The following is a 25691-nucleotide window of genomic DNA, read 5'->3' as shown; positions in this document are numbered from 1 at the left end:
TCCCTTCTATGCTTCCACATAAACCGCATCAAAGTTACAGTTATCCTTACAGGAACCGCATTTGATACATACGTCGTTGTTGATTACATGTGGATGCTTGATCTTTCCTGAAATCGCACCTGCCGGACAGTTCTTCGCACACTTGCCACAGCCGATACAGAACTCAGGATTGATATGGAATTGACGGAGCGCCGTGCAGACCTTCGCGCGGCATTTCTTATCTACGATATGCTCTACATATTCGTCACGGAAACGCTTCAGAGTACTGATGACCGGAAGCGGCGCACTCTTACCTAGACCGCACAGAGCCATACTCTGAACCATGTTTGCAAGTTCTTCCAGCTCATCCAGATCGGAAAGCTCACCTTTACCTGCAACGATCTTCTCCAGGATCTCAAGCATACGTTTGGTACCCTCACGGCAAGGAACACATTTACCGCAGCTCTCACGCTGTGTAAAGCTCATGAAGAAACGTGCAACCTCTACCATACAGGTATTCTCATCCATAACAACAAGTCCGCCGGAGCCCATGATGGCATCCAGTTTTTTAACAGAATCAAAATCAAGAGGATGATCGATCTGATCATCGATCAGACATCCGCCGGAAGGACCGCCGATCTGTACACCCTTAAATGCAGCACCACTCTTAAGGCCACCACCGATATCATAAATGATATGACGGAGGCTTGTTCCCATTGGAACCTCGATAAGACCGGTGTTCTCAATGGAACCTGTAAGTGAGAAGGTCTTGGTTCCAGGGCTTCCCTCTGTACCGATGGTGTGGAACCAGTCAGCACCCTGAAGGATGATCTTCGGTACGTTGGCATAAGTCTCTACGTTATTAAGAACCGTAGGTTTGCCCCACAGACCCTGCTCAACAGTTCTCGGAGGTTTTACTCGAGGCATACCTCTGTTACCCTCGATGGATGCAGTCAGGGCAGAACCTTCACCACATACGAACGCTCCGGCACCACGGTTGATATGTAAGTGGAAATTAATACCGGAACCAAGGATATTATCACCAAGAAGGCCATAAGACTCTGCCTGCTCAATGGCCATTCGAAGTCTCTGTACAGAAAGAGGATACTCGGCACGTACATAAATGTAACCGTCTTCTGCGCCTACTGCATAAGCGGCGATCACCATACCCTCGATCATCTTGTAAGGATCACCTTCCATTACGGAACCATCCATGAAAGCTCCCGGGTCACCCTCATCACCATTACATACTACATAGCGTACTTTCTCCGGCTGGCGTGCTACCTGTGACCATTTCTTGCCAGCAGGGAAACCTGCACCACCACGGCCACGGAGACCGGATTTTGTGATCTCATCAATAACGCCCTGCGGGGTCATCTCAAAGAAAGCCTTCGCCATAGCGGAAAATCCACCTACGGAAATATATTCATCAATAGACTCTGCATCGATCTTACCACAGTTCTCAAGAACGATCCTTGTCTGCTGGTTCAGGAACGGAATATCGCTTGGATGTGGACAGGCCTCATCATTATGACGATAGAACAGACGGTCAACCGGCAGTCCGCAGATCACGGTTTTCTCTACGATCTCGCGGCAGTCATCTACCTGAACATGAACATACTGATAATCATATGGCTCAATTCTCATAAGAGGTCCAAGTTCACATAATCCCTGGCATCCGGTCTTAACGATACCTACATGAGGAACATCCTTCTGCATCTCAACCGCAACACCCTCGATACCTTCACAGAGTCTTGACATTTCTTCGTAAATCTTCTGAGCACCGGAAGCGATACATCCGGTACCGGAACAGACGAGAACACGGCAGGTATAGCCATCAAGATTCTTCTTAACCTCAGCCTGTTTGTTTTTCAGATCTTCCATACTGGTTATACTCATACGCTCTCACCTCTCAATTCATTTAAAAGCTCAATAGCCTTCTCAGGTGTCATTTTCGGGTGAACCTCATCATTTACAGTTAAGGTCGGTGCAAGTCCGCAGGCACCAAGACAGGATACTGTCTCAACTGTAAAAAGCATATCATCGGTTGTGTGTTTCTTATGGTTCAGCCCAAGTTCTTTAAGCATTGCTTCCTTTACAGGCATGGACTTACGTACATGACAGGCAGTTCCGTCACATACCTTGATAATGTACTTGCCTTTCGGCTCAAAGGAAAAATTCTCATAGAAAGTGGCTACACTGTACGCCTTTGCTTCTTTTACACCAATCTGTTCCGCAACATAAGTAAGAAGCTCTCCCGGGAGATAACGGTACTCAGCCTGAATATCCTGCATGATCGGTATCAGCGATGCAGCTTTCCGGCCGTAGTGCTCGATGATCTCATCCGTTTTTTTGTAATACGTCTGGTCTAACATTCGGTTCCCTCCTTGTTTCTGATAGATTTTCCACTTGATTGATCTGACCTTATATAGTAGTCAGGTTTTTAACACTCTGTCAGTGCCGCGCAGTTGTGCAAACCAGTAATTTGCACTATTATCGTGCTTTTAATTATAACTTACATCGTCATTTTTCACAAGTGATTTTTCTCTTTTTTCAGAATATATTAAAATGTTTACAAAGGCTTACCAGTTTTGTGTCTATTTTCTTCAAAATATGTTCAATTATTAACATTCCTGATATAAAAAAAACGATATCCTGTCGAAAGTTTTCATCTCCTTATTGATTTTATTTCTCATTTACTATACTATGAAGAAAAGTGCGTGGAAAACATTTATCAATAATAAAAGGAGAATACTTATGCGAAATTTTGACACCCCTGTTAAACAGATCCGACGAAAGATTTTTACAGAAATTGCCAGCATCGGATTTAACTCCTCGGATGAATCTTTGATCCACGATATTGAATCCATTCCGTATAATATTGTTGAGGAACGGGCCAGATACCGTGAAAGCATCTACCGTGAACGTGCAGTCGCAAGCGAGCGTGTCCGTCTGGCCATGGGCCTTTCTCTTCGTCCCGAGAACCGTTCGGTTCATCTTACCGATGGTGTAAAAGCCAGCAATATCGATGAGAAATACTACGAGCCGCCACTTATGCAGGTGATCCCTTCCGCATGTTCCGCATGCGAATCCAACAAATACGAGGTCAGCAATATGTGCCGCGGCTGCGTTGCACACCCCTGTATGCTTACCTGTCCAAAGGGTGCCATCTCCATGGTCAACGGAAGGTCTTTTATCGACCAGGAAAAATGTATCCACTGCGGAAGATGCAAGGCAGTCTGTCCCTATGATGCTATCGCTCATAAGGAACGCCCCTGCGAACGTGCCTGTGGTGTAAAGGCTATTGAAAGTGACGAACTTGGCCGCGCTTCCATCAATCAGGACAAGTGCGTTTCCTGCGGAATGTGTATGGTAAGCTGTCCTTTTGGTGCTATTTCAGACAAATCGCAGATTTTTCAGCTGGCACATGCACTCAGAGAAGGCAATGAAATTATAGCGGAGGTGGCTCCTGCCTATATCAATCAGTTCGGCGAGGATGTCACTCCAGGCAAATTCCGTTCCGCTTTGACCAGACTTGGTTTTTCTGATGTTTATGAGGTTGCTCTCGGTGCTGATATCGGCTGTATTTCTGAGGCTCACCATTATGCTAAGGAAGTAGCTACCGGAAATCTTCCGTTCCTGCTCACCTCCTGCTGCCCATCCTGGTCTGTAATGGCAAAGAAATATTTTCCGGATATGATCGATAACATCTCCCAGGAACTGACTCCGATGGTAGCCACCGCCCGTATCGTCAAAAAAGAGCACCCGGATGCAAAGGTTGTATTTATCGGACCCTGTGCTTCGAAAAAGCTGGAAGCAATGCGTCATTCTGTAAGAAGTGATGTAGATTTTGTTATCACCTTTGAGGAACTCTGGGGCATGTTTGACGCCAAAAAAATTGTTCCGTCAGATTGTGAGGACACACCGGAAAAAACACAACCTGCCACTGCTGCCGGAAGAGGCTACGCGATCGCCGGTGGTGTCGCCGGTGCCATTGAAGCCTGCCTCAAAGAATATTACCCGGATGTCCCGGTTCATATTGAACACGCCGAAAGTCTTGCCGAATGCAAAAAAGTCCTCACTCTGGCAAAAGCCGGAAAGATCAAAGGCTGTATGATCGAGGGCATGGCCTGTCCGGGCGGCTGTATCGGAGGTGCAGGAACAAATGCAGCCTTTGCGAAAACCTCCAGAGCTCTGAAAAAATATGTAGACTCCTCTGATCCTAAAATTCCTTCTCAGAAACTGGAAAATCTGAATCTGGATTGATTTTCCAACCGATTATCTGTTTATAATTTCAAAAATCCTGCCAGTCAGCTGAACTTATCTGACCGGCAGGATTTTTATATTACTTACCCAAAATGAACTATTCAACTTTTTCCCCCAAAAAAGAGACATGCGCCCGAATTCGGCACATATCTCCATTTCTGTCATTTCTCCACAGTCTCCGTACTCTCCGGCCAGGTGTATTCCTCGCCTTTCAGGTCTGCAAGCAAACTTCGAAGCTTATAACCATAGCTTCTTCCTGCTGCCCAGCCGCCACCATAGGGATTCTCCTGTATACCCAGCCACTCTACATACGGTGCACTCTCTCTGGTTACATACTGAAAACGATTATCCACACAGGCCTGATTCAGCTCATCCGAACATGCATAAGCCTTTAGGTGCTGCACCTGGGCGCGGATTCCCGTCCTCACATCCGGAAAAGAATTGCCTGCAACACCGCCGCCGGTGGTTCCAAGACCGGAAAAATTAAACTGTCCTGCACCGGCATCTCCCTGAAACTGAAGCCAGCCGGTCTCAAGCATGGCCTGCTCATAAACGACCTCACCACGGACACCTTCTGCGTCTGCTTCCTCTGTCACGATCGAGCAGAACGTATCTATATCCGGTGCACCGCCTTCATTCAGAACTGCAGAAGGATATTCCACATTCTGTTTTTCATACTGTGCCACCATATCATCCACGCTTACAGTAGTTTCTCCCATGATCGTATAGTATCCATAGGTGTTATCTGTAGAATCATCCACAAAGCTGTCTGCATCATTATTTTTCCCGGATGACTGTGGTTTTGAGATCTGCCCTTCCATAGAATGGTCTACTTCTTTGGCAGAAACGCCCACAGGCGTTCCGATTATCAGAACGCCTGCAAGCACCATCATCCGCAAACAAAAAGTATTTCGGATTCTGTACATATATAAATATTCCTTTATTACTGAGCTTTTCTCATTGCTGCTTCAACTACATGGCCTACAAGAACAGATGTTGTAACACTTCCAACTCCGCCCGGAACCGGTGTGATCGCATCAACGATCGGTTCAACTGCTGCGTAATCAACATCGCCACAAAGTTTGCCTTCCGCATTTACATTGATACCAACATCAATAATTGTCTGTCCTGCTCTTACATAATCAGCACCAACAACACCGGCACGTCCTGCTGCAACGATCACGATATCTGCCTCTTTTGCAACAGATGGCATATCAACAGTTCTTGTATGGCAGATGGTAACTGTCGCATTCTTTTTAACAAGCATCATTGCAGCCGGTTTACCAACTACAAGGCTTCTTCCAATAACAACTGCTTTCTTGCCTGTGCAGTCGATTCCGTAGTGATCCAGGATCTCCATGCATGCCTGTGGTGTACATGGTGGGAATCCAATCTTTTTGCCAGTGAACACACCGGACATGGAAAGATCTGTCATACAGTCAACATCTTTCTCCGGAGCAAGTGCATTCTCGATCACTGCCTGATCCAGATGTTTCGGAAGCGGACGGAACAGAAGAACACCGTGGATCTTATCATCTTTGTTTACTTTATCGATTACTTCAAGAAGCTCTTCCTGAGAAACGTCCTCTGGAAGAAGGATCTTCTCGCAGGCAACTCCAAGTGTCTCACAACGCTTGGTAGCTCCTCTCTCATAAGAGATATCACTTGGGTTCTCACCAACACGAATAATTCCAAGTGTAGGATTGATGCCCTTTGCCTGAAGCTCTGCCACATTCGCTTTAATCTTCTCATTAAGAGCTGCTGTAACTTCTTTACCTAATAACTGCTTTGCCATTTTGGTTCCTCCTATTTCAGACGTCCGAGCACACTGTCGAATGTCTCGTCTGCGATCTTTGTATATTTTTCAAGCATTGCGTCTGCTTTTTTGTTTAATTCCTCTGCATACGCACGGTCAGCCATGGATTTTGTGTTGATGTACACATTCAGGCTTGCTCCCTTAAGAGCAGCCTTGCAGAATGCGGCACCTACACCGGCATCACTGATCGCAAGCTTGGAACCTTTTGCACCGAACTCAACGATAAGCTCGATCGCCTCGCAGCATTTCTCCATGATCTCCATCGGAACAGAGCATGCTTCCTTAAGAGCAGCCTCCATTACACGGGCTTTTTCAGCTTTCTCTTCCTCTGTCTCTCTTGGCATTCCGTAAGCTTTGGAAAGAGGCTCAAATACTTCTGCGTCTCTCTCGATCAGATGAAGGAAATCTTTCTGAAGCTGATCACATTTCTTTTTCAGCTCCCACATCTCGTCCTCAACATCTGCATATTTTTTCTTGCCAACAGTAAGGCTTCCAACCATGTTTCCAAGAGCTGTACCAACCGCACCTACAAGAGCAGAAGCGCCGCCGCCGCCAGGAACCGGTGCCTTGGAGCTTAATACCTCAACAAATTCAGTACATGTACTGGTAGAAAATCCCATAGGACTCTCCTCCTTATATTCTTATTTTAGCACTCTTTAGAGCCCATTGGGGGCTTTATAAAAAGCCCCCCTCCGGTTGTTTTTGATCTTATGTTCCGATTAGAAGAGACCTGTGATCTTACCTGTCTCATCTACATCGATCTTGGTTGCTGCCGGAACTTTCGGGAGACCTGGCATAGTCATGATCTCACCTGTCAGAGCAACGATGAATCCTGCACCTGCGGAAATCTTCAGGTTACGTACTGTTACCTCAAAGTCTGTCGGTGCACCAAGTTTTGTCTGATCATCAGTCAGACTGTACTGTGTCTTAGCAACACAGATCGGGCAGTTGCCAAATCCAAGTGCTTCCAGCTGTTTTGCCTGTTTCTGAGCATTTGCTGTAAGAACAACTTTCTTACCACCGTAAACTTTCTGTACGATGTTATTCAGTTTATCCTCGATGGATCCCTCAAGCTCATAAGCATATGTGAAGTCATTCGGCTCCTCAACAAGACGGATTACTTCCTCAGCAAGCTTCATGCCGCCTTCGCCGCCTTTTGCCCATACCTCGGAAAGTGCAACGTTAACGCCAAGCTCTTTACATTTTGCCTCAACCAGGTCAAGCTCTGCCTTGGTATCGGTCGGGAATGCATTGATAGCAACTACACATGGAAGTTTGTATACATTCTTGATATTGCTTACATGTTTCAGAAGGTTTGGAAGACCTTTCTCAAGAGCCTCAAGGTTCTCGTTGTTCAGATCTGCCTTCGGAACACCACCGTTGTATTTCAGTGCACGAACAGTAGCTACGATAACAACTGCGCTTGGATGAAGATCTGCCATACGACACTTGATGTCAAGGAATTTCTCTGCACCAAGGTCAGCACCGAATCCAGCCTCTGTGATAGCATAATCTGCAAGTTTCATAGCCATCTTTGTAGCTGTTACGGAGTTACATCCATGAGCGATGTTTGCGAATGGTCCGCCGTGTACGATTGCAGGAACATGCTCCAGTGTCTGTACAAGGTTTGGTTTCAGGGCATCTTTCAGAAGTGCTGTCATAGCACCCTCTGCATGAAGATCACCAGCTGTTACCGGTTTCTGCTCGGAAACTTTACCATAAGTATATCCGATGATGATTCTGGAAAGTCTCTCTTTCAGGTCTTTGATGTCACTTGCGAGGCAAAGAACTGCCATGATCTCAGATGCAACTGTGATGTCGTATCCGTCTTCACGAGGCATACCGTTTGTTCTTCCGCCAAGACCATCTACTACATTACGAAGCTGACGGTCGTTCATGTCCACGCAACGTCTCCATGTGATCTTTCTCGGGTCAATGTTCAGGTCATTGCCCTGGAAGATATGGTTGTCGATCATTGCTGCAAGAAGGTTGTTTGCCGCACCGATCGCATGGAAGTCACCGGTAAAGTGAAGGTTGATATCCTCCATCGGAACTACCTGTGCATAACCGCCGCCTGCTGCACCACCTTTTACACCGAATACCGGTCCGAGAGATGGCTCACGAAGAGCTACCATTACTTTTTTGCCCATTTTCTGCATTGCATCTGCAAGACCAACGGTTGTTGTTGTTTTTCCCTCTCCTGCAGGTGTCGGGTTGATAGCTGTTACGAGGATCAGCTTACCATCTTTCTTGTCACTCTCTTTTAACAGATTGTAATCAATTTTTGCTTTGTACTTACCGTACTGCTCCAGATATTTGTCGTCAATACCTGCCTTCTCTGCAATCTGTGTGATTGGAAGCATTTCACACTCCTGTGCAATCTCGATGTCACTTTTAAATCCCATAATGTTACCTCCCTTTAGGTATTTTTACAGTTTTTAATCCCTTAAAACTGCGATTCTATAAAAACAGGTCCCATCCTGTTCTTAACTAGAGAATGTAAATCTGTCTTAAAGGCACTTCAGAAATGCCTTCAAAGATCCAATGATAACGTCTCCCATTACAGCCATGTCCTCAGCCGCAAAGGAAACCGGAAAATTGTCGGAAAACAAAATCTGTGAAGACGGCGGAAATTCATCATCGCCCTCCCACAGGATCATCTGAATCAGATATCCCGGGAATATCTCCACCTGATAGGAAACATCTCCATGGACAACAGCTGTTGCGTGGATATGCTCCATGATACCGCGAAAATCTTTCAGCCTGTTTCCATATGTAAAGGCCAAACGCTTGATGCAGCGTCCGTCAAACTGACGGAGATACACTTCTCCCCAGGGCATCTCCCTGTACGTCTTGAATTTTCCGCTTCCCTGAGAAACAGTCCCGTTCAGCAGAAAACGAATCGTAAGGATCTTCGCATAAATCATTTCTTCAAGAGGATAAAATCCCATATCATCATCTTCATGAGTTACCTGAAAATCCGGCCAAGAAATATGATACACTGTTCCCAGAAATTTCAGAGTTAATTGTCTGTTCTCCTCATCATAGGGAATGGAAAGCCTTCCGGCAATTTCTGCCGGATCTGCTTTCTGGAACTCTTCTGTGTAATGTTCCCAGGGCATCCTTTCCTTGCTGTCTTTTTCATAGTTCAAATCATTTATACTAAAAGCCATGTTTTACCTCTGCCATTTTAGTCTGCTTTATCTCTTCTGCTGTTCTTCCATAACAGACGGGAATAATGTCGTATCTGTATGTGGAATAAAGCACGCACCTACAAACTCATCCATATAAGTAGGAACTGTGGAAAGCTCCATATATGTCATATTGGCTGCCAGTTCGTAAGTCTTTTTCTCTGCCGGTGTAGAATGAAGCATCAGATATGCACCTGTAAGAGAAGAGTTTCCGATGTAATGGAACTTCTCAAGAGGAATATCCGGGAACATTCCGATATGCACTGCATTGGCCATATTGATTCCACTTCCGATTCCACCGGCAACATATACATCGTCGATCATGGAAACGTCGAAATCAAGAGAATTCAGCATCGTACGGATTGCTGAGAAAATAGCACCCTTGGCACGGATAAAGTTGTCAATATCGACTTCTGTGATCTCTACATCCTTGACAGAACCTGCTTCCTCCTCAAAAGCGATCACATAGCTTCCCATGCCATAATGATCATGACGGATTCTCTTTCCTTCCCGGACAAATTTGCCCTTCGGATTTATGATTCCTGTCATAAAGAGTTCGCTGATCACATCAATGATACCGGAACCACAAAGACCTACCGGTTTAGTTCCCGGTTCGCCTACAACCTTATACGTCGGCTCCATAGTCTCTTTATCAATCGTACATGCCTCAATAGCACCATCTGTAGCACGCATACCGCAGCTGATATCTCCACCCTCAAAGGCCGGACCTGCGGAACATGCACAACTCATCATAAAATCAGAATTACCGAATACAAGCTCTCCGTTCGTACCAAGGTCAATAAAGAGAGAAAATTCCGGTCTGTTCCAGATCATACTTACCAGTGTACCTGCTGTGATATCTCCACCTACATAGCTTCCGATATTCGGAGCCATGATGATGTGTGCATCAGGATTGATCTCAATTCCCACATCCGATGCAAACAGAGAATTGGTTTTGAAAAATGCCGGAATATACGGTTCCATTCTAAGCGGATCCGCATTGATTCCTGCAAACAGATGATTCATTGTAGTGTTGGAAGCCACGCACATCCGGTAGATCTGATTCTCCGGAAAATGAATGCTTCTGCACATCTCATGGATCATCGGGTTAATAGTCTCTTTGATCACTGCGTCTTGAAGTTTCTTCTTTCCGCCCGGCTTCTGAGATTCAATGATACGGTTGATAACATCCGCACCAAAACGGATCTGTCCGTTTCCGGAAGAACTTTTTGCCAGGATCTCTCCTGTCTCCATATTAATCAGAACTGCAGAAACTGTTGTGGTACCGATATCTACGGCAAGACCACCGATCACAACATCTTTATTACTGTCAAAAATATCATATACATACATGTCATTCGGTGTTGTACGAAGTACGCATTTTACGTTAAATTTACTCTCGCGGAGTACATCCGGGAGTTTTTTAAGTACAGCATACGGAATTCTGACGCGCTTTAGATTCATAAATTTCTGAAGTGCACGTGTCAGTCTCTCATTATCCGGCATGGTATCATCCAGAGTCGGAGGATCCATATGTACTTCCACAACATCAAGACTGTTTGTAAGTTCTATGCCAGCCATTTCAACATCATGCTTGGCTTTTTCAAAAATAGCGATTTCTTCTTTTGAGCTTAAGTCGGCAACTTTCATCCGGCTCTTATATGCGGATGCGATATCCGGAACAAGAACTTCCACATCTGCAGTGATTTTGCTCATGCAGGCCAGACGCCAGCCGATATTATATTCTTCATCAGAAATATGAAGCGTTTTCTTTGAGTCCAGTTCTCCGCCTTTTAACTGTACCCGACATTTTCCACAGGCTCCGTTTCCGGAACACGGTGCATCGATAGCCACATTGGCTCCACGAGCAACCTCAAGCAAATTATCCCCCGCATTGGCAAATGCTTCTACCTTGCTGCCATTTTCAAATGTAAACGTCACCTTGAACATCCGGTAACCACCTTTCTCGCCCTGTGAATCTTTTTTGTCTTCTCACCGTGGCGCTGGGAGTTAGACTAAACTACATTAGTTAAAAAAGAGACTGAAGGCCGAAGCCCCCAGCCTCTGAAATAGCGCTCCTGTTTTGTTTACACGCCAAATTAGATTTCCAGGTAAGAATCTGCGTAAAGTGTGTTACCCTTGAATACGTCACAGGATTTGATTGTTTCCATAAGACGAAGGTCATTCGGGTTAACGATCGCAGATGTAAGACCATTCATCATAGCCATTGCTACAAGAGCGGAGTCCATGATCGGACGGATATGTTTCGGCATACCGTTACTGTTGTTGGAAAGACCACCTGTGGAGTTCAGGCCCATCTCGGAGAACATCTTGATTGCCTCAAGAACTTCCATCTGTTTGTCCTGCATTCCTTTTACAACCAGGAACAGCGGATCGAACCAGAGATCCTCAGCTTCCATGCCAAGTCCAAGACCTCTCTCGAGCATGTTCTGACAGTGCATCATACGCTCATCATTGTCTGCTGCAACCATACCGGAAGAGCAAAGTGCGATACAGATTGCGTCGTTAGCTGCTGCAAGATCGATATTTGTGATTCTGTCACCAGCGTCTGCTGAGTTTACGATCGGTTTACCTTTGCTTCTGTTGTATACGGAAATACCAGCCTCGATTGCTTTCTGGTTTGTTGTATCCAGAGCAAGCGGAACATTGTCAAACTCGGACTGAAGAAGCTGTACTGCCCATTTCATAAGATCCTCGCCATCGTTCTCAGCCGGTCCGATATTTACATCAAGATATGTAGCGCCTGCATCAAGCTGCTGTTTAGCTCTTTTGATGATCGGCTCAGGATCTCTCTCTGTAAATGCCTTATTTACTGCTGGTGCTGTTGTTGAAAGTCTCTCCCCAATTGTTACGAATTTTGCCATACTCGTGTTCTCCTTTACATGTTTGTAGGATTTGGCTGTGCAGCACTGACTGCACAGCCGTTTATGACTACCGGTTCTTTGACCGGTCAGTTTTTATTTTCCTTATCGCTTACGCATCCAGGTCTTTTAAGAATTTCACAAGCTGTACTGCTTCTCTTGGTCCTACGATGATCTCCCATCCAGGAAGCTTAGCCTCAAGATCTCCCTTAAGGACTGCTACTTTACCAGGAATAACCAGTCTTCTGCATTTAACCTTCGGCTCAACATTCTCTTTGATGTACTCAGAGATGCTGTTTCCGGAGAATTTACCTGCTGCCCAGGATGTCAGTACGGAAAGTCCGCCTGCATCGTTGATTACCAGGTTAAGCGGCACACCGGAACGCTCCAGCTCGCCAGAAACTACGAAATATGTAAGAGCGAAATCTACTGTTGTTACAACGAGAGAATTCTCGTCTGCTCCGTTCAGAGGATAGATACCCGGCTCTACCTTCATTGGCTTCTGCGGGTCTGTGAATACGTTCTGACGAAGTCCGAACAGCGGAAGTGCCTCTGCATATGTCATCTGCTCCATAACAACGATGGAACCATATTTCATAGTGAACAGGGAAGCAAGTGCTGCCTGTAAATGATGGTCACCCTTCGCAAGCTTAACAAGGTTAACGATAGAAGGATATCCAAATGTTCTGTCCTGATTCTTAAGAGCTGCACGACGAACCTGTACAGTATTTGCAAAGGTCTCTTTAATGTCAGCTCCTGTTGTATCAAGTACGAGATTCTTGTTTCCAAGTTTCTCCAGTGCTGCTGTAGTATCGTATAATTCGTTGATGTCCTTACCGGATACACCAAGAACCACACCTGCATCTGTAGCAACCTTGCTCATTGCCTCGTAATTGGAAGCGTTGGCTCCGTTAAGAACCGGTTTGCCATCCTTGCATACTTCAAGGGCAGCTTTTGCGATCTCAGGATCTGTGCAGCCAAGGATCAGTGTTCTTCCAAGTCCTTTAGCCTTCTCTACAAGTGCTGTAAATTTAGCAGCATCTGCATTCTCATCGCAGTTTACATATACAAGCTCTACATGCATTCTCTCACCGATACGGTCATAATCAACCTGTGGGATCTGTGCAAGTTTTGCTTCTACTTCCTCATCACTCATGCATGTGCAAAGTGATACAGCATATCTTGTTTTACTTACAAATGTCTTCTCATGTCTGAAAAGAACAGTCTCTCCACCAAGTGAAAACTCTCCGTCGCCTGTTCCGATCTTGATTGTTTTCATTGGCGGTGCAGTTGCCTCAGAAAGGGATGCTAATGCTTCCTCAGACATATGAGGACACTGCTCAATTTTCATAGCGCCCTGTGCAACTTTCATGGAGAAAGCCATACATGTAGGGCAGCCACATTCCTTACAGTTTTTCTTTGGTGTTAATTTAAAGATCTGAATACCATTCAGTGCCATAACTCTATCCTCCTATTTATTACGCGAGTGCTTTGATCAGTTTGGAAATTGTTTTAACAGATTCCGGATGTCTTAAGATAACTGCATCAGAACCAGCTGCAAGGTCAGCAGCTGCTGTCTCAACTTCCATGTCGATTCCACGCTCATCCTGTGATCCCCACTCAGGCATATCTGCCTCAGAAGCTGTTGCTTCCTTAACATTCCATGTCTCAGCAGAAACAGGTGTAATAATAGGCATCTGCAGCATGTTATCATTCTGTCCTAAAGCGGCACCTTTGATACGGTCCATAGTGGAAACTACGTACTCATATCCATATCCAGCTGCTGCACTACCGATATTCATAACGATCTTCTTCGCATCTACACCAAGCTGTGTAGTAACAACGTTAAGCTGTTTAGCAAGGTTGATATCAACGGCAGACTCAGCGCCTACGATCTGATTGTAAGCAAGACCTGCTGCTGCACCGATTGCCTTGTAGTTCTCTTCCTTCTCAGAAAGGATCAGTGCATTTCTGCCCTGAAGAGCCTCTGCAACCTTCGGAAGGAGCTCTGCATCCTTCTCAACGTTCTTGCATCCCTCTACAACCAGTGGACAGTCAACTGCATCAGCAACCTCTTTTACAACTTCGATCAGCTCATCAATGGATTTGTTGACACCGTTCGGATCTCCGCCCTCAAGGATAAGTGCAACAAAGTCAGCACCCTCCATTGCAGCAGCTTTCTTAGCGATCTCTCCCATTGTTGTAGCGCCTTCATAGTATGCTTTGATACCGTCAGATACACCCTCAAGACCCATATCAGAGATCTCTACACCGATCTTCGGGCAGTTCTCTGACTCTGCGTCAAAAGAGTAAAACGGGAATGTACAATCCCCACCAATAGTCACAGTCTTATCTCCGCTTCCGATTGTGACTTCATTAATCTTTGCATTGAACTTTTGTGGTTTCTGATTAAACGGCATTTTTCGTTAGCCTCCTTAAAAAATAATAATTAAAAACTACAGAGCTTCTTATATTATACTACATCATAGGGTCCATTGACAAGGCTGGATGGCCTTTTTCTGTTAAAAATTCCACAAGTGCCTCAGGATCTGTAGCGATAGTCTCATCTCCGACCATATCTGTGAAATTATCGATACCATAAAGCTCTTTCGCAGTCTTATTGAGACGTTCCGCAACTGTCTCTTTCAACTCCTTCGGCATCCATACGATACGCTCGATACCGCCCTCTGCCTTCATGAACTTCTTGGATGAAATGAAATGCTTGCCATGTCCCATAAATCCAGGTGTCTGAACTCCGCCACCAGTCATGGAAGCCATCTCCGGGAATGTCATTCCAAGCGGTGTCATGCCTGCGTACTCTCTGTTGGCAATAACAACACCATTGGAAAACGGCTCGATACCGCAGATACACTCGAAGCATCCGCAGGAAGTCATCGGATCCTGCATAATGGAATAAAGTGTAACATGCTCAAGAGCACCCTGTGAGAATTTTCTGACGGCTTCATCAACATCCTCGTAAGAACCAAGATTCTCATCGATTGGACGTTCTTTCGTGATCACCTGACACGGACCTGCCGGATCCAGCTGATTCGTGGCTTTTGCATCAAGCCATGAAACAGCTCCGCAAAGTCCCAGTCTCTCCGGCGTTACCACGCATACATGAGACGGTGAAAATGCCTGACAGAGAATACAGCTGTAATATACATCTACAGACTCATCTGTCAGATTATCCAGTCTCTCATCTCGTTTGTCGAATACCGGAATGGCAACTTCATGACGGATTCTTGTACATTCAGCAGGATCTGTATAGATCGTAACCTGACATTTATCAACTACGGCCGCAAACTCATTCTTGACCTGACTGTAAAGTACTTCACCGATATGTTTGATACGGAATCCAGCATTAAATGCTTCAATGCTGATACGGATACGCTGCATATCTCTCTGACCTGTGTGATATACACCTTCAATGCAGTTAATATAATTGTGGAACTTTCTCTCAATAACAGGCTCAAAGTCAGGCTGCATCTTTTTTCCGGCAACTTCTACAACATATGCAATGCTGTTCTTACTGCCGAATTCCATCTCATCCACTTCCGGACCAACGACGGTGATCTTATGATCTTCCACTTCGCTCATGTCTCTTGTCTGGACAAGCTCAGCGCAGTCTACACGGGAACCATCAAACTCAACCTGCATGTCTTTACGTCTGATAATCTCGCCCTCAAATGCAGAAGCAAAGGCAACCGGAATATCGATCTTCGTGATCTTGATCTTGATATTTCTGGCTTCCAGGGAAACCTTGTTAAAGTCGGCTACATTCGCGCAGCCGATCAGAGCTCCCGGAACCTCTTCCACATTCTCGTCTTCGTTTGTGATAACCGGGAAACCAAGCTTAATTGCTCCGGCTCCGGCTGCAAGGATCACATCATCCACCGGTTTGAACGCATTTACAAATGCCGGTACACGATCTTTCGTATAAGTAAGCAGGCTGGCTGCATCGCCAGGAGTTACATTACCGAAGATCAGTGCTGCACGAAGTGCAACGGATACTACATGGATCACAGATGTAACATCTTTTCCAAGAGGTACGATCCTTACATTATAGCCCATCTTAAGGCCAAGCTCCTGTGCCTGATTGATAATACCGCCAACCAGTGTTACCAGAATACCCTGTGCCTGGTAACTCTTGATCAGATCCACTCCTTCTTTCGCAGTCGGTGCAGAGCCAAGAATAACTGCAACACCCGGAATATCACCTGTTACAAGCGGTACACCCATCTCTCGGATAATGGAGTCTGCCAAATGTCCGTAGCACGGTTCACTATACGGTTCCGCACCATCCAGATATTTCAAAGCTTCAATAAATTCAGCACACAATGCAGTTGCAACACCTGACATCAAAGCGTCATCAAGCTGCTGCTCTCTTGTCATCAATGTCTTCACGACCCCAAGAGCCTCTTTCATCTCACCAAGGGTCTTAACTTTTACGCCAGTAACTGCATAGTAGCAGGGCAGGCAGTAAGCTGTATGCGGAAATCCCACCGCTTTGTCTGCTCCGTGCTGTGCAATTGCCCCGTCTACTGCCTGTACTGTCAGGCCATAGACAGCATCATTTCCGTTGAAAATTCTGTCAATCAACATATTGCACATCTCCATTTCCTGTTTTTTTATTTATATGATCTGCCAGAGGCAGTCATATATAAAGTTTCTCTCAATATGTTCCGCAAGCATATTGATATTTCGCGCACTATTCAATCGGTAAGGGAAAGAATGCAAGCATTCTTTCCCTAGTAAGTTAAACGGATGAAATATCCGCATTTGGTCGGATTACATCATCGGATCAAGTCCAAGTGCCGGATGTCCTTTCTCTGTAAGGAATGCAACCAGTGTCTCTGGATCTTCTGCGATTGTCTCATCACCGATCATATCTGTGAAGTTATCAATTCCGTAGAGATCTTTTGCTGTCTTATTAAGTCTGTCAGCAACGAACTCTTTCAGTTCCTTAGGCATCCATACGATACGCTCGATACCGCCCTCTGCCTTCATGAACTTCTTGGAAGAAATGAAATGTTTACCATGTCCCATGAATCCAGGAGTCTGAACTCCACCACCTGTCATGGATGCCATCTCTGGGAATGTCATTCCAAGTGGTGTCATACCTGCATACTCACGGTTAGCGATAACAACACCATTGGAGAATGGCTCGATACCGCAGATACACTCGAAGCATCCGCAGGAAGTCATCGGGTCCTGCATGATGGAGTACAGTGTAACGTGCTCCAGAGCACCCTGGGAAAGTTTCTGAACTGCCTCATCAACATCTTCATAAGAACCAAGTTCTTCATTGATCGGACGCTCTTTTGTGATTACCTGGCAAGGACCGTTCGGGTCAAGCTGATGTGTAGCTTTTGCATCAAGCCATGAAACAGCTCCGCAAAGTCCAAGTCTCTCCGGTGTTACCACGCATACGTGGGATGGGGAGAATGCCTGGCAGAGGATACAGCTGTAATATACGTCAACAGACTCATCTGTCAGAGTATCAAGACGCTCATCACGTTTATCAAAGATCGGGATAGCAACCTCATGACGAACTCTTGTACACTCAGCAGGATCTGTGTAGATAACAACCTCACATTTATCTACGACTGCATCGAACTCGTTCTTAACAGATGCGTAAAGAACCTCACCGATATGTTTGATCTTGAAGCCAGCCTCGAATGCTGTCTTGCTGATACGGATACGCTGCATATCACGCTGTCCTGTATGATATACACCCTCGATGCAGTTGATGTAGTTGTGGAATTTACGCTCGATAACCGGTTCAAAGTCAGGCTGCATGTTCTTGCCTGCAACTTTTACAACGTAAGCAATGCTGTTCTTGCTTCCAAGCTCCATGTCATCAACCTCAGGACCAACAACTGTGATCTTATGGTCTTCGATTTCTGAAGCATCACATGTATGTACAAGCTCTGCACAGTCTACACGGGAACCATCGAACTCAACCTGCATGTCTTTACGACGGATGATCTCACCCTCGAATGCAGATGCGAAAGCAACCGGAATATCGATGTTTGTGATCTTGATCTTAATGTCACGAGCTTCAAGAGATGTTGCATTGAATTTGCTTACATCTTCCTGAACAATAAGGCTCTTCGGTACACGGAAGATATTCTCTGTTTCGTTTGTGATTACCGGGAAGCCAAGTGCGATAGCGCCTGCGCCGCATGCAACAATAACGTCATCCAGAGGTTTGAATGCGTTAACAAATGCCGGTACACGATCCATTGTATATTTCATAAGTGTTCCTGCATCTCCAGGAGTTACATTACCGAAGATCAGGGCTGCACGAAGTGCTACAGATACTACATGGATTACAGCTGTAACATCTTTTCCAAGCGGGATAACACGAACGTTTGCCCCTGTGTTCATTCCAGCCTCGGCAACCTGGTCGATGATTCCGCCAACCAGTGTTACAAGGATACCCTGTGCCTGATAGCTCTTTACAAGAGCAACACCCTCTTCTACGCTAGGAGCAGCACCAAGGATAACAGCAACACCTGGGATATCGCCTGTTACAAGCGGTACACCAAGCTCACGGATCACTGCATCTGCAAGATGTCCGTAGCATGGCTCTTCATAAGGAGTAGCACCGTCGATATATTTCAGAACCTCGATGAACTCTGCACAGAGTGCTGTAGCAACACCTGACATGAATGCATCGTTCAGTCTTTTCTCTCTTGTCATAAGTGTTTTAACAACGCCAAGAGCTTCTTTTAATTCTTTTAAGGTTGTAACCTTTGTTCCTGTTACAGCATAGTAGCAAGGAAGGCTGTAAGCGGTATTCGGGAAGCTGACAGCTTTATCTTCGCCATACTGAGCGATCGCGCCGTCAATAGCACCCTCTGTTAAACCATATACAGCATCGTTTCCGCCGAATACTCTATCAAATAAAGTCACTGTAATACCTCCTATTTTTACAGAATTGAATTCTGATCAATTTTGTCTTTGATTTTTCTGATTTCAGCTGTTACAGTTTCACTGAAATCGTAGGGAGATTTTCCCTGACGATCAGCATCTATAACTTCTGTATTGTAGTGGATCATCCCAAGCAGATCTTCTGCCGGAATCTTATTCCGGACAAATTCTTCATCTTCCGGATTTCTTACTTTATTGGCCACGACTTTGACCTGGGAAACTCCCAGATCTTTTGCAAGACGTTTGACATTTTTATAGGTCTGAACACTTCTTGCCCCTGGTTCGATCACTACAATAAATTCATCCATGCTCTCCGTGGTGCCCCGGCCCAGATGTTCCAGGCCGGCCTCCATATCCATGATCACCACATCGTCTCTGTGGATCACAAGGTTATTGATCACTCTTTTAAGCATCACATGTTCAGGACAGACGCATCCGCCTCCACCTGTTTCCACAGTCCCAAGGACAAGCAGCTTTACGCCATTACAGGTTTTTCCATAAGTATCCGGAATATCGTCTACCTTTGGGTTCAGCTTATAAAACTGATTCTGACTGTTGGCTCCGGTACGTTCTTCTATAAGCTTACGCATTTTTGAAATCGGAACAATAGAATCCAATGTTTCCTCGTCAAATCCAAGGGCAAGACCCAGGTTCGCATCCGGATCCACATCCGCCGCAAGGACTTTTTTACCCTCATCTGCGTACAATCTTGCAAGTGTTGCTGCGAAAGTTGTCTTTCCTACTCCGCCTTTACCGGTTACTGCTATTTTCATTTTACGTCTTCCACCTTTTATAACATTTTAAAGATCGCAACGGATTAGATTCCTAATGCTGTTCTCTTCTCTTCAATTCTCTCGATCATAAGATCAACTAATTTCTCGATGTCTGTCTCTACTGTGTAAGCAGCACCTGTCCATTTTCTTGTTCCCTCTGTAAGAAGTTCACACATTTCTGAAGAACCGGAAACATATGGATCAACACCAAGGAATGTATCAATACCGGTACCAACTACGTAGTTACCGATGGATACAGCTTTTTCAGACATCCACTCAGGAGCACATCCTACTACCGGAAGCTGATTGATCTGAAGTCCTGAATCTTTTGCAAGTTCAGCAGCCAGAATCATCATACGGGAGATATCTACACAGGATCCCATATGAAGTACCGGCGGGATGTCAGCCAGCTCACAGACACGTTTCAGACCTGCACCACAGAGATCTCTTGCAGATTTGTCCATCAGACCAGCTTTTGCAGCTGCCTGTGCTGAACATCCGGAAGCAATGATAACGATATCATTTGCGATACACTTCTTCATCAATTCGATATGTGCATAGTCAGGACGGATCTTAGGATTGTTACATCCAACCATAGCGACAGCACCACGGATAACACCGGAAGTGATGCACTCAAGTAATGGTTTGGTTGTTCCTGTCACATCAACCTGAGAGTTTGTAACACCATCAAGAACTTTAACGATCGCTTCTACTGAGTAACCAACAGTAGCTTTCTGTTTCAGCTGTGGGATATGTACAAGCTCAGGTTTTCTGTTCTTGAAGTTATCGATAGCCATCTTAACGATTGCTTTTGCATTTTCTCCTGCTGTCTCAGCGTTGAATCTGATAAATTCAGAATCCGGCATCTGAGCGATCGGAGAAGTTGTAACAAATTTGGTATGGAAGCATTTGCTCAGAGGTCCTAATGCAGGGAAGATACACTGAACGTCAACTACGATCGCCTCGCAGGCACCTGTCAGTACTACGTTCTCCTGCTGCAGGAAGTTACCAGCCATCGGAACACCACGACGCATAGCTACCTCATTAGAAGTACAGCATACACCGGAAACTGTGATTCCTTTTGCTCCTACGGATTTTGCATAATCGATCATTTCTTTGCTGTCTGCATACTCACAGATCATCTCAGAAAGACTCGGATCATGTCCGTGTACAACAATGTTGACATTCTCTTCAACCATTACTCCAAGGTTAGCCTCTGTATCAATCGGCTTCGGAGTTCCGAATAATACATCAGAGAACTCTGTTCCCATCATGGAACCGCCCCATCCATCAGCCATGCCGCAACGAAGAGACTGTTTTACAAGTGCTTCCGGAAGAGAAGAACATCCCATATGAGACATATGCAGGGAACTTGCAACCTCACGGTCAATAGCACGTGGTGCGATTTCGTTCTCGATCAGCTTTTCTTTCTGTCCTTCAGGCATTCTGTCAAGGAATCTCTGATATCCGAACGGTTTACCATACTCCATAAGACCGATCTCTGCCATCTCATGAGCCAGATCATAGATATCCTTGCCTTCTGTTTCCACGCCCCACTCTTTAGCAATGCGAAGAAGTTTCTCAGGATCTTTTACCTGATAATTTCCGCCCTCTTTTGCGCAGTACAGTGTATGACAGATCTCACGACCATGATCAGAGTGAGTAGCTGCACCACCAGCTGTAAATTTAAGGAAGTTTCTTCCTACGATACCATGAGCATCACATCCGCAGACTCCTCTTGGAGCCTTCGGTGTAATACGGCACGGTCCCATTGCACAGATACGACAGCAGATACCCTGCTCACCGAATTTACAGTGCGGAGTCTGGTTCTTTGCACGGATCTGCCATGCATCTGCTCCTACCTTTGCACCTGTCTCAAGAAGACGGGCTGTAGCGGCTTCAAATTCCTCCACTGTAGTTAATTTGAATTCACTCATTATAGACCTCCTTTAATAGCACATCTATTTATTTTTTCTTTTTTATAATAAGCCCCGGGCAGGAACCCATCCCCACCCATGGGTTATTCTCTTTTTAAAAAAAAGGTTTATATTTAATTATAAACCTAATTTATCAAAAATTTCAAAAGCTGCTTTTCTCATCGGATTATCCTCAGGAAGAGTAACGGTTGGTTTACCATCGCAGTCATATTCATAGACTGCCTCATCCTGTGGTACTACACCGATCAGATCGAGTCCCTGATTCTGGATTTCCTCAAGAATTCCAGGATTCAGTTCTGCTTTTGGTGCGCGATTGATGATAAGTCCTACACGGGAAGGCTTCATATCGCATTCCTTAATAAGTTCAGCGATTCTGCCCACTGCCTGTACGCCTCTTCTGGAGCAATCGCTTACAAGGATCGCTGTCTCCATGCTTGGAAGGATTCCTCTGCTGATATGTTCCATTCCTGCTTCATTATCCACAACAATATATGGATAATTCTTCTGGTATTTGGCAAGCTGTGCCTGAAGCAGGCCATTTACAAAGCAGTAGCAGCCTTTTCCCTGTGTTCTTCCCATTACCAGAAGATCATAATCATCTTCCTCAGCAAGGGCGTCCTCGAAACGTACCTCCGCATAATCTGCTTTGGACATTCCTGCCGGAATCGGGCTCTTCGCTGCCATCTCCGCGTGAGCAATCTCCTCACGTACGTCTCCCAGTGTAGTATCTACTTCTACACCGAGAACCTCATTCAGATTTGAATTGGCATCTGCATCTACAGCCAGTACAGGTCCTTTTTTCTTTTCGCAGAGATACTGGATCAGCATTCCGCATAATGTAGTTTTTCCAACGCCGCCTTTTCCAGCGACTGCAATTACATGTGCCATAAAACGGGCACCTCCTGATTTTAGTAAGTAAAATCTCATACGCTCGGCGTACATAGGAGGTGCCCGTATATATAGATACGTTCATATCTTTCTTATTCTGGCGCCTCCGCACTGTGCCGGAAATCCGTATTCAATTTAATTAATATCTCTAATGTTTCTTATATAAGTGTCCGAAGCCCGGATCGGTCAATGATCTCCGATACATCCTTCCACTTATTCAGTGCATAAAGATGAATTCCGTCAACTCCCAACGCACGATATTCATCGATCTGCCTGATCGTATATTCGATTCCTTCTTCTTTAAAGCGTCTGATCTTATCCTCATAGAACATATCAAACGGTTTTCCGTCTGAATCTTTCGCATTAAACGGATTCGGGAACAGCCAGTTTCTGGAAATCAGTCTGCAAAGTTCTCTGTCCATCACACAGCCATTACGTGAAAGTGCCATGTTAATGGTCGCCGCCTGATCCAGAATTGGCATAACGCCAACATCTACCGGTATCGTAATTCCGGCCTCACGAATCGCATCCAGCCAGTATTTAAACTGTTCCATATCCCAGCAGAGCTGTGTCATAATATAATCAGCGCCATTGTCCTGCTTCTGTCTCAGAACTGCGATATCTGCATCCAGACTTCTGCATGCAATATGTCCTTCCGGTGAACCTGCGACCGCAATCTCAAATTTATCGCCAAACTCATCTCGCACGAACTTGACCAGATCTGTTGCATAGTTGAAATCCCCACAGGTGGTTGTCTCACCAAGAGGAATATCTCCTCTGAGAGCAAGCATATGATCAACGCCTTCCGCAAGATACTGTTGAAGCTGCTCACGGATTCCCTCTTTTGTATTCTTGATCACGGTGAAATGCGTCACAGGAATCGTTCCCGCATTCTTGATCATCTGGCATACTTCCCTGTTGGCGCCGACATTTCCGCCGCCTGCGCCATAAGTACAGGAAATATATTCCGGTCTGTACTTCATAAGATGTTCGATGGTTCCCGGCAGGTTTGTCATACCTTTTTCGGTTTTTGGTGGAAAAAGTTCAAAAGAAAGCAACATTTTTTTCTGCATTGCCTCTGATAATTTCATGAATCGTCCCTCCACGTTTTTCTTTTATTCTGAGGATGATTCCCAACATCTCCTCAGATCACATCTTGCAAAGCTATCGCTGATCGTGTTAATCGCACTGAAGCTTCACAATGCTGTTTGCCAGATCCACCATAAGAATGCTTCCCTCTACCACGCGTTCTTCACCCATGATATCGCGAAGTATCAGTTTATTTCCGTCCACGTCAATACGGCTTACATTCTTAAAAATCACAGAATTATCTTCCTCTTTATAAACAGTTGCAAGACACATAATCATTTCCTCCAATAAGCAGCCTGTTCCGCTGCCGCGCTGTCAAAATCTCTCTGTCGTTTATTTAAGCTCTTCTTTTACCAGTGTAAGAGCAAGTCCCAGTCTCATATTTCCTTTCTGGAAATCAGCAACGGCTTCTTTAATTGTTTTTGCTGCTGCGTCCATATTCAGTTTTTTGAGATTGTCTGCCATCTGATCCAATTCTGCTGCATGATGTTCATTATGCTGCAGCATGTAAGTAAGAAGCGCTACTGTCTCATTCTTACAGTCTCCGGATTCACAGGATCCGCAATGTCCCTCTCCGTGTGTATGGCAGTGGCTGTCTCCTTCTGCATGGCTGTGTGTATGGCTGTGAGTCATACCATCCTCATGTGTATGCTCATGTGTATGTTCATGGCTGTCAGCATGTCCATGCTGAACAAGATTGCCGTTCTCATCTTTGATTAAATGCATAAATACCCCTTTCCTGTATCCGCATGGCGGACACGCTCATGACAAGAATTTATCAATTAAATTCATTATACATCTTTTCGCTTCCATTATCAAGAAATTTATTATAAAAAATAGCCAAAATTCCGTCTCGTTTTTTCCTCTTTTTTCAAAACATTGACAGCATTTTAACCCGATTGTTTCAATTTTAACGAAGTTAGTTTCTCCAAACCACAAAATATTACTTATATATACATTTGTACAGTGTACAAGCTTTATCACTTTTGTAATATATTTGATGTGATTCTTTCATATTTTTGTGCTATAATAGCAAAAAGTGCGAGAAACAGAACATACAAGGAGGAATTATTTTGAGAGAAACTGTTTTTCTGAACAACGACAGAGAAATGCCCCTGCTGGGGCTTGGTGTATATAAACTACCCGATGACGTACAGGCGGAAGCCGCCGTTACTTCTGCTATTTCCGCCGGTTACCGTATGATTGATACTGCTTCCGTTTACAAGAACGAAGAAAGTGTCGGTAAAGCAATCGCCAAATGCGGGATTCCTCGTAAAGATCTCTTTATCACAAGTAAGATCTGGAATACTGCCCAGCGTCTTGGTGATGTGCAGGGTGCTTTTTCCCGCAGTCTGGATCGTCTGAAACTGAGCTATGTAGATCTTTATCTGATCCACTGGCCGGTTCCGGGGTGCTACTTAAGCACCTGGAAGGAGCTTGAGAAGATTCTGGAATCCGGGCGTGCCTTAAGTATCGGCGTCAGCAATTTTGATATCCGTCATCTGGAAGAGCTGCGTAAGGTTTCCGGTATTGTTCCGGCTGTAAATCAGATTGAATGTCATCCGCTCTGCTATCCTTCTGAGCTGATTGAATACTGCAAGGCTTATGGAATTCAGGTGCAGGCCTATGCTCCACTGGCACGGGGAGCCTATCTTGATAATGATGTTATGTGTGTTCTGGGAACAAAATACGCCAGAACGCCGGCACAGATCGGACTTCGCTGGGCGATTCAGAAAGGAATTTCCGTGATTCCGAAGTCTGTAAATCCTGAACGTATCCGAAGCAATGGTGATATCTTTGATTTCAATATTGAGGATGAAGATATGGCAATCATCGATACCTTAAACGAAGATCTTCATACCTCACATGTTCCTGAAGACCTTCGGGATATTCAATTCTGATCTTTTCAGGTGTTTGCCTAAGTTAAATCA

General features: G+C 45.1%; 21 protein-coding genes. 2 read left to right on the top strand and 19 right to left on the bottom strand.

The window, feature by feature from the left end:
- Positions 1-6 precede the first annotated feature (6 nt).
- Together WMO28_RS06410 and WMO28_RS06405 are read right to left on the bottom strand one after the other, a co-directional pair.
- A complete protein-coding gene (locus WMO28_RS06410) occupies positions 7-1878 on the bottom strand; it encodes an NADH-quinone oxidoreductase subunit NuoF (protein ID WP_021977709.1) in 1872 nt (623 codons plus the stop codon).
- Positions 1875-2354, bottom strand: a complete 480-nt coding sequence (locus tag WMO28_RS06405; RefSeq protein WP_178644334.1) for an NAD(P)H-dependent oxidoreductase subunit E — start codon at positions 2352-2354, stop codon at positions 1875-1877. The genes WMO28_RS06410 and WMO28_RS06405 overlap by 4 nt, the downstream gene beginning before the upstream one ends.
- Positions 2355-2736: 382 nt before the next feature.
- Here WMO28_RS06405 and WMO28_RS06400 point away from each other — a divergent pair, with 382 nt between their 5' ends.
- Entirely contained in the window at positions 2737-4245 is a 1509-nt protein-coding gene (locus WMO28_RS06400) for a 4Fe-4S dicluster domain-containing protein (RefSeq protein ID WP_349056433.1), read from the top strand.
- Between the two features lie 161 nt (positions 4246-4406).
- Here WMO28_RS06400 and WMO28_RS06395 read toward each other — a convergent pair whose 3' ends face one another.
- The 17 genes from WMO28_RS06395 to WMO28_RS06315 form a co-directional block, all read right to left on the bottom strand.
- Complete coding sequence (locus WMO28_RS06395; protein WP_349056432.1) at positions 4407-5171, bottom strand: glucosaminidase domain-containing protein; 765 nt, start codon at positions 5169-5171, stop codon at positions 4407-4409.
- Between the two features lie 17 nt (positions 5172-5188).
- Positions 5189-6040: a bifunctional 5,10-methylenetetrahydrofolate dehydrogenase/5,10-methenyltetrahydrofolate cyclohydrolase gene (locus WMO28_RS06390; RefSeq protein ID WP_178644328.1), complete on the bottom strand. Its 852-nt coding sequence runs from the start codon at positions 6038-6040 to the stop codon at positions 5189-5191.
- An 11-nt stretch (positions 6041-6051) separates the two neighbouring features.
- Positions 6052-6681, bottom strand: a complete 630-nt coding sequence (locus WMO28_RS06385) for a cyclodeaminase/cyclohydrolase family protein (protein ID WP_021977714.1) — start codon at positions 6679-6681, stop codon at positions 6052-6054.
- 99 nt (positions 6682-6780) lie between these two features.
- Positions 6781-8466 carry a formate--tetrahydrofolate ligase gene (locus WMO28_RS06380; protein WP_349056431.1) on the bottom strand — a complete coding sequence of 562 codons (1686 nt, stop codon included), beginning with the start codon at positions 8464-8466 and terminating at the stop codon, positions 6781-6783.
- A 105-nt stretch (positions 8467-8571) separates the two neighbouring features.
- Positions 8572-9234 (bottom strand): DUF3786 domain-containing protein, encoded by a 663-nt coding sequence (locus WMO28_RS06375; RefSeq protein WP_349056430.1) that lies wholly within the window; start codon positions 9232-9234, stop codon positions 8572-8574.
- A 27-nt stretch (positions 9235-9261) separates the two neighbouring features.
- The gene (gene acsV, locus WMO28_RS06370) at positions 9262-11202 is read right to left on the bottom strand and encodes a corrinoid activation/regeneration protein AcsV (protein WP_349056429.1); all 1941 of its coding nucleotides are present in this window, start codon (positions 11200-11202) and stop codon (positions 9262-9264) included.
- Between the two features lie 149 nt (positions 11203-11351).
- Positions 11352-12137 (bottom strand): carbon monoxide dehydrogenase/acetyl-CoA synthase methytransferase subunit, encoded by a 786-nt coding sequence (gene acsE, locus WMO28_RS06365; protein WP_173737120.1) that lies wholly within the window; start codon positions 12135-12137, stop codon positions 11352-11354.
- 109 nt (positions 12138-12246) lie between these two features.
- Positions 12247-13593, bottom strand: coding sequence for an acetyl-CoA decarbonylase/synthase complex subunit gamma (gene acsC / locus WMO28_RS06360; protein WP_349056428.1), 1347 nt, complete (start codon positions 13591-13593; stop codon positions 12247-12249).
- Between the two features lie 19 nt (positions 13594-13612).
- Entirely contained in the window at positions 13613-14554 is a 942-nt protein-coding gene (acsD, locus tag WMO28_RS06355) for an acetyl-CoA decarbonylase/synthase complex subunit delta (RefSeq protein ID WP_349056427.1), read from the bottom strand.
- A gap of 58 nt (positions 14555-14612) precedes the next feature.
- Complete coding sequence (gene acsB / locus WMO28_RS06350; RefSeq protein WP_349056426.1) at positions 14613-16739, bottom strand: acetyl-CoA decarbonylase/synthase complex subunit alpha/beta; 2127 nt, start codon at positions 16737-16739, stop codon at positions 14613-14615.
- 186 nt (positions 16740-16925) lie between these two features.
- The gene (gene acsB, locus WMO28_RS06345; protein ID WP_349056425.1) at positions 16926-19055 is read right to left on the bottom strand and encodes an acetyl-CoA decarbonylase/synthase complex subunit alpha/beta; all 2130 of its coding nucleotides are present in this window, start codon (positions 19053-19055) and stop codon (positions 16926-16928) included.
- Positions 19056-19072: 17 nt separating this feature from the next.
- A complete protein-coding gene (locus tag WMO28_RS06340) occupies positions 19073-19846 on the bottom strand; it encodes an ATP-binding protein (protein WP_349056423.1) in 774 nt (257 codons plus the stop codon).
- Between the two features lie 44 nt (positions 19847-19890).
- Positions 19891-21783: an anaerobic carbon-monoxide dehydrogenase catalytic subunit gene (gene cooS, locus WMO28_RS06335; protein WP_349056421.1), complete on the bottom strand. Its 1893-nt coding sequence runs from the start codon at positions 21781-21783 to the stop codon at positions 19891-19893.
- 117 nt (positions 21784-21900) lie between these two features.
- The gene (locus tag WMO28_RS06330; RefSeq protein ID WP_349056420.1) at positions 21901-22671 is read right to left on the bottom strand and encodes an ATP-binding protein; all 771 of its coding nucleotides are present in this window, start codon (positions 22669-22671) and stop codon (positions 21901-21903) included.
- A 158-nt stretch (positions 22672-22829) separates the two neighbouring features.
- On the bottom strand, positions 22830-23762 hold the full coding sequence (locus tag WMO28_RS06325) for a methylenetetrahydrofolate reductase (protein ID WP_349056419.1): 933 nt from the start codon (positions 23760-23762) through the stop codon (positions 22830-22832).
- A gap of 88 nt (positions 23763-23850) precedes the next feature.
- The gene (locus WMO28_RS06320; RefSeq protein ID WP_178645223.1) at positions 23851-24033 is read right to left on the bottom strand and encodes a CooT family nickel-binding protein; all 183 of its coding nucleotides are present in this window, start codon (positions 24031-24033) and stop codon (positions 23851-23853) included.
- 60 nt (positions 24034-24093) lie between these two features.
- Positions 24094-24486 carry a DUF8180 domain-containing protein gene (locus tag WMO28_RS06315; RefSeq protein WP_349056418.1) on the bottom strand — a complete coding sequence of 131 codons (393 nt, stop codon included), beginning with the start codon at positions 24484-24486 and terminating at the stop codon, positions 24094-24096.
- A 347-nt stretch (positions 24487-24833) separates the two neighbouring features.
- Between WMO28_RS06315 and WMO28_RS06310 the strand changes: the two genes are divergently transcribed.
- Complete coding sequence (locus WMO28_RS06310) at positions 24834-25661, top strand: aldo/keto reductase (RefSeq protein ID WP_349056417.1); 828 nt, start codon at positions 24834-24836, stop codon at positions 25659-25661.
- Positions 25662-25691 lie beyond the last annotated feature (30 nt).

The organism is Blautia aquisgranensis (genome assembly GCF_040096615.1).
In the GTDB taxonomy this organism is placed as follows: Bacteria; Bacillota; Clostridia; order Lachnospirales; family Lachnospiraceae; genus Blautia_A; species Blautia_A aquisgranensis.
Note: the sequence above shows the minus strand (reverse complement) of the source record. Positions and strands in the feature narration are given on the sequence as shown.

What these genes read in the sequence shown, in the direction of transcription:
- WMO28_RS06410 (WP_021977709.1), bottom strand. Translation starts at nt 1,878, where the DNA reads ATGAGTATAACCAGTATGGAAGATCTGAAAAACAAACAGGCTGAGGTT.
- WMO28_RS06405 (WP_178644334.1), bottom strand. Translation starts at nt 2,354, where the DNA reads ATGTTAGACCAGACGTATTACAAAAAAACGGATGAGATCATCGAGCAC.
- WMO28_RS06400 (WP_349056433.1), top strand. Translation starts at nt 2,737, where the DNA reads ATGCGAAATTTTGACACCCCTGTTAAACAGATCCGACGAAAGATTTTT.
- WMO28_RS06395 (WP_349056432.1), bottom strand. Translation starts at nt 5,171, where the DNA reads ATGTACAGAATCCGAAATACTTTTTGTTTGCGGATGATGGTGCTTGCA.
- WMO28_RS06390 (WP_178644328.1), bottom strand. Translation starts at nt 6,040, where the DNA reads ATGGCAAAGCAGTTATTAGGTAAAGAAGTTACAGCAGCTCTTAATGAG.
- WMO28_RS06385 (WP_021977714.1), bottom strand. Translation starts at nt 6,681, where the DNA reads ATGGGATTTTCTACCAGTACATGTACTGAATTTGTTGAGGTATTAAGC.
- WMO28_RS06380 (WP_349056431.1), bottom strand. Translation starts at nt 8,466, where the DNA reads ATGGGATTTAAAAGTGACATCGAGATTGCACAGGAGTGTGAAATGCTT.
- WMO28_RS06375 (WP_349056430.1), bottom strand. Translation starts at nt 9,234, where the DNA reads ATGGCTTTTAGTATAAATGATTTGAACTATGAAAAAGACAGCAAGGAA.
- acsV (WP_349056429.1), bottom strand. Translation starts at nt 11,202, where the DNA reads ATGTTCAAGGTGACGTTTACATTTGAAAATGGCAGCAAGGTAGAAGCA.
- acsE (WP_173737120.1), bottom strand. Translation starts at nt 12,137, where the DNA reads ATGGCAAAATTCGTAACAATTGGGGAGAGACTTTCAACAACAGCACCA.
- acsC (WP_349056428.1), bottom strand. Translation starts at nt 13,593, where the DNA reads ATGGCACTGAATGGTATTCAGATCTTTAAATTAACACCAAAGAAAAAC.
- acsD (WP_349056427.1), bottom strand. Translation starts at nt 14,554, where the DNA reads ATGCCGTTTAATCAGAAACCACAAAAGTTCAATGCAAAGATTAATGAA.
- acsB (WP_349056426.1), bottom strand. Translation starts at nt 16,739, where the DNA reads ATGTTGATTGACAGAATTTTCAACGGAAATGATGCTGTCTATGGCCTG.
- WMO28_RS06340 (WP_349056423.1), bottom strand. Translation starts at nt 19,846, where the DNA reads ATGAAAATAGCAGTAACCGGTAAAGGCGGAGTAGGAAAGACAACTTTC.
- cooS (WP_349056421.1), bottom strand. Translation starts at nt 21,783, where the DNA reads ATGAGTGAATTCAAATTAACTACAGTGGAGGAATTTGAAGCCGCTACA.
- WMO28_RS06330 (WP_349056420.1), bottom strand. Translation starts at nt 22,671, where the DNA reads ATGGCACATGTAATTGCAGTCGCTGGAAAAGGCGGCGTTGGAAAAACT.
- WMO28_RS06325 (WP_349056419.1), bottom strand. Translation starts at nt 23,762, where the DNA reads ATGAAATTATCAGAGGCAATGCAGAAAAAAATGTTGCTTTCTTTTGAA.
- WMO28_RS06320 (WP_178645223.1), bottom strand. Translation starts at nt 24,033, where the DNA reads ATGTGTCTTGCAACTGTTTATAAAGAGGAAGATAATTCTGTGATTTTT.
- WMO28_RS06315 (WP_349056418.1), bottom strand. Translation starts at nt 24,486, where the DNA reads ATGCATTTAATCAAAGATGAGAACGGCAATCTTGTTCAGCATGGACAT.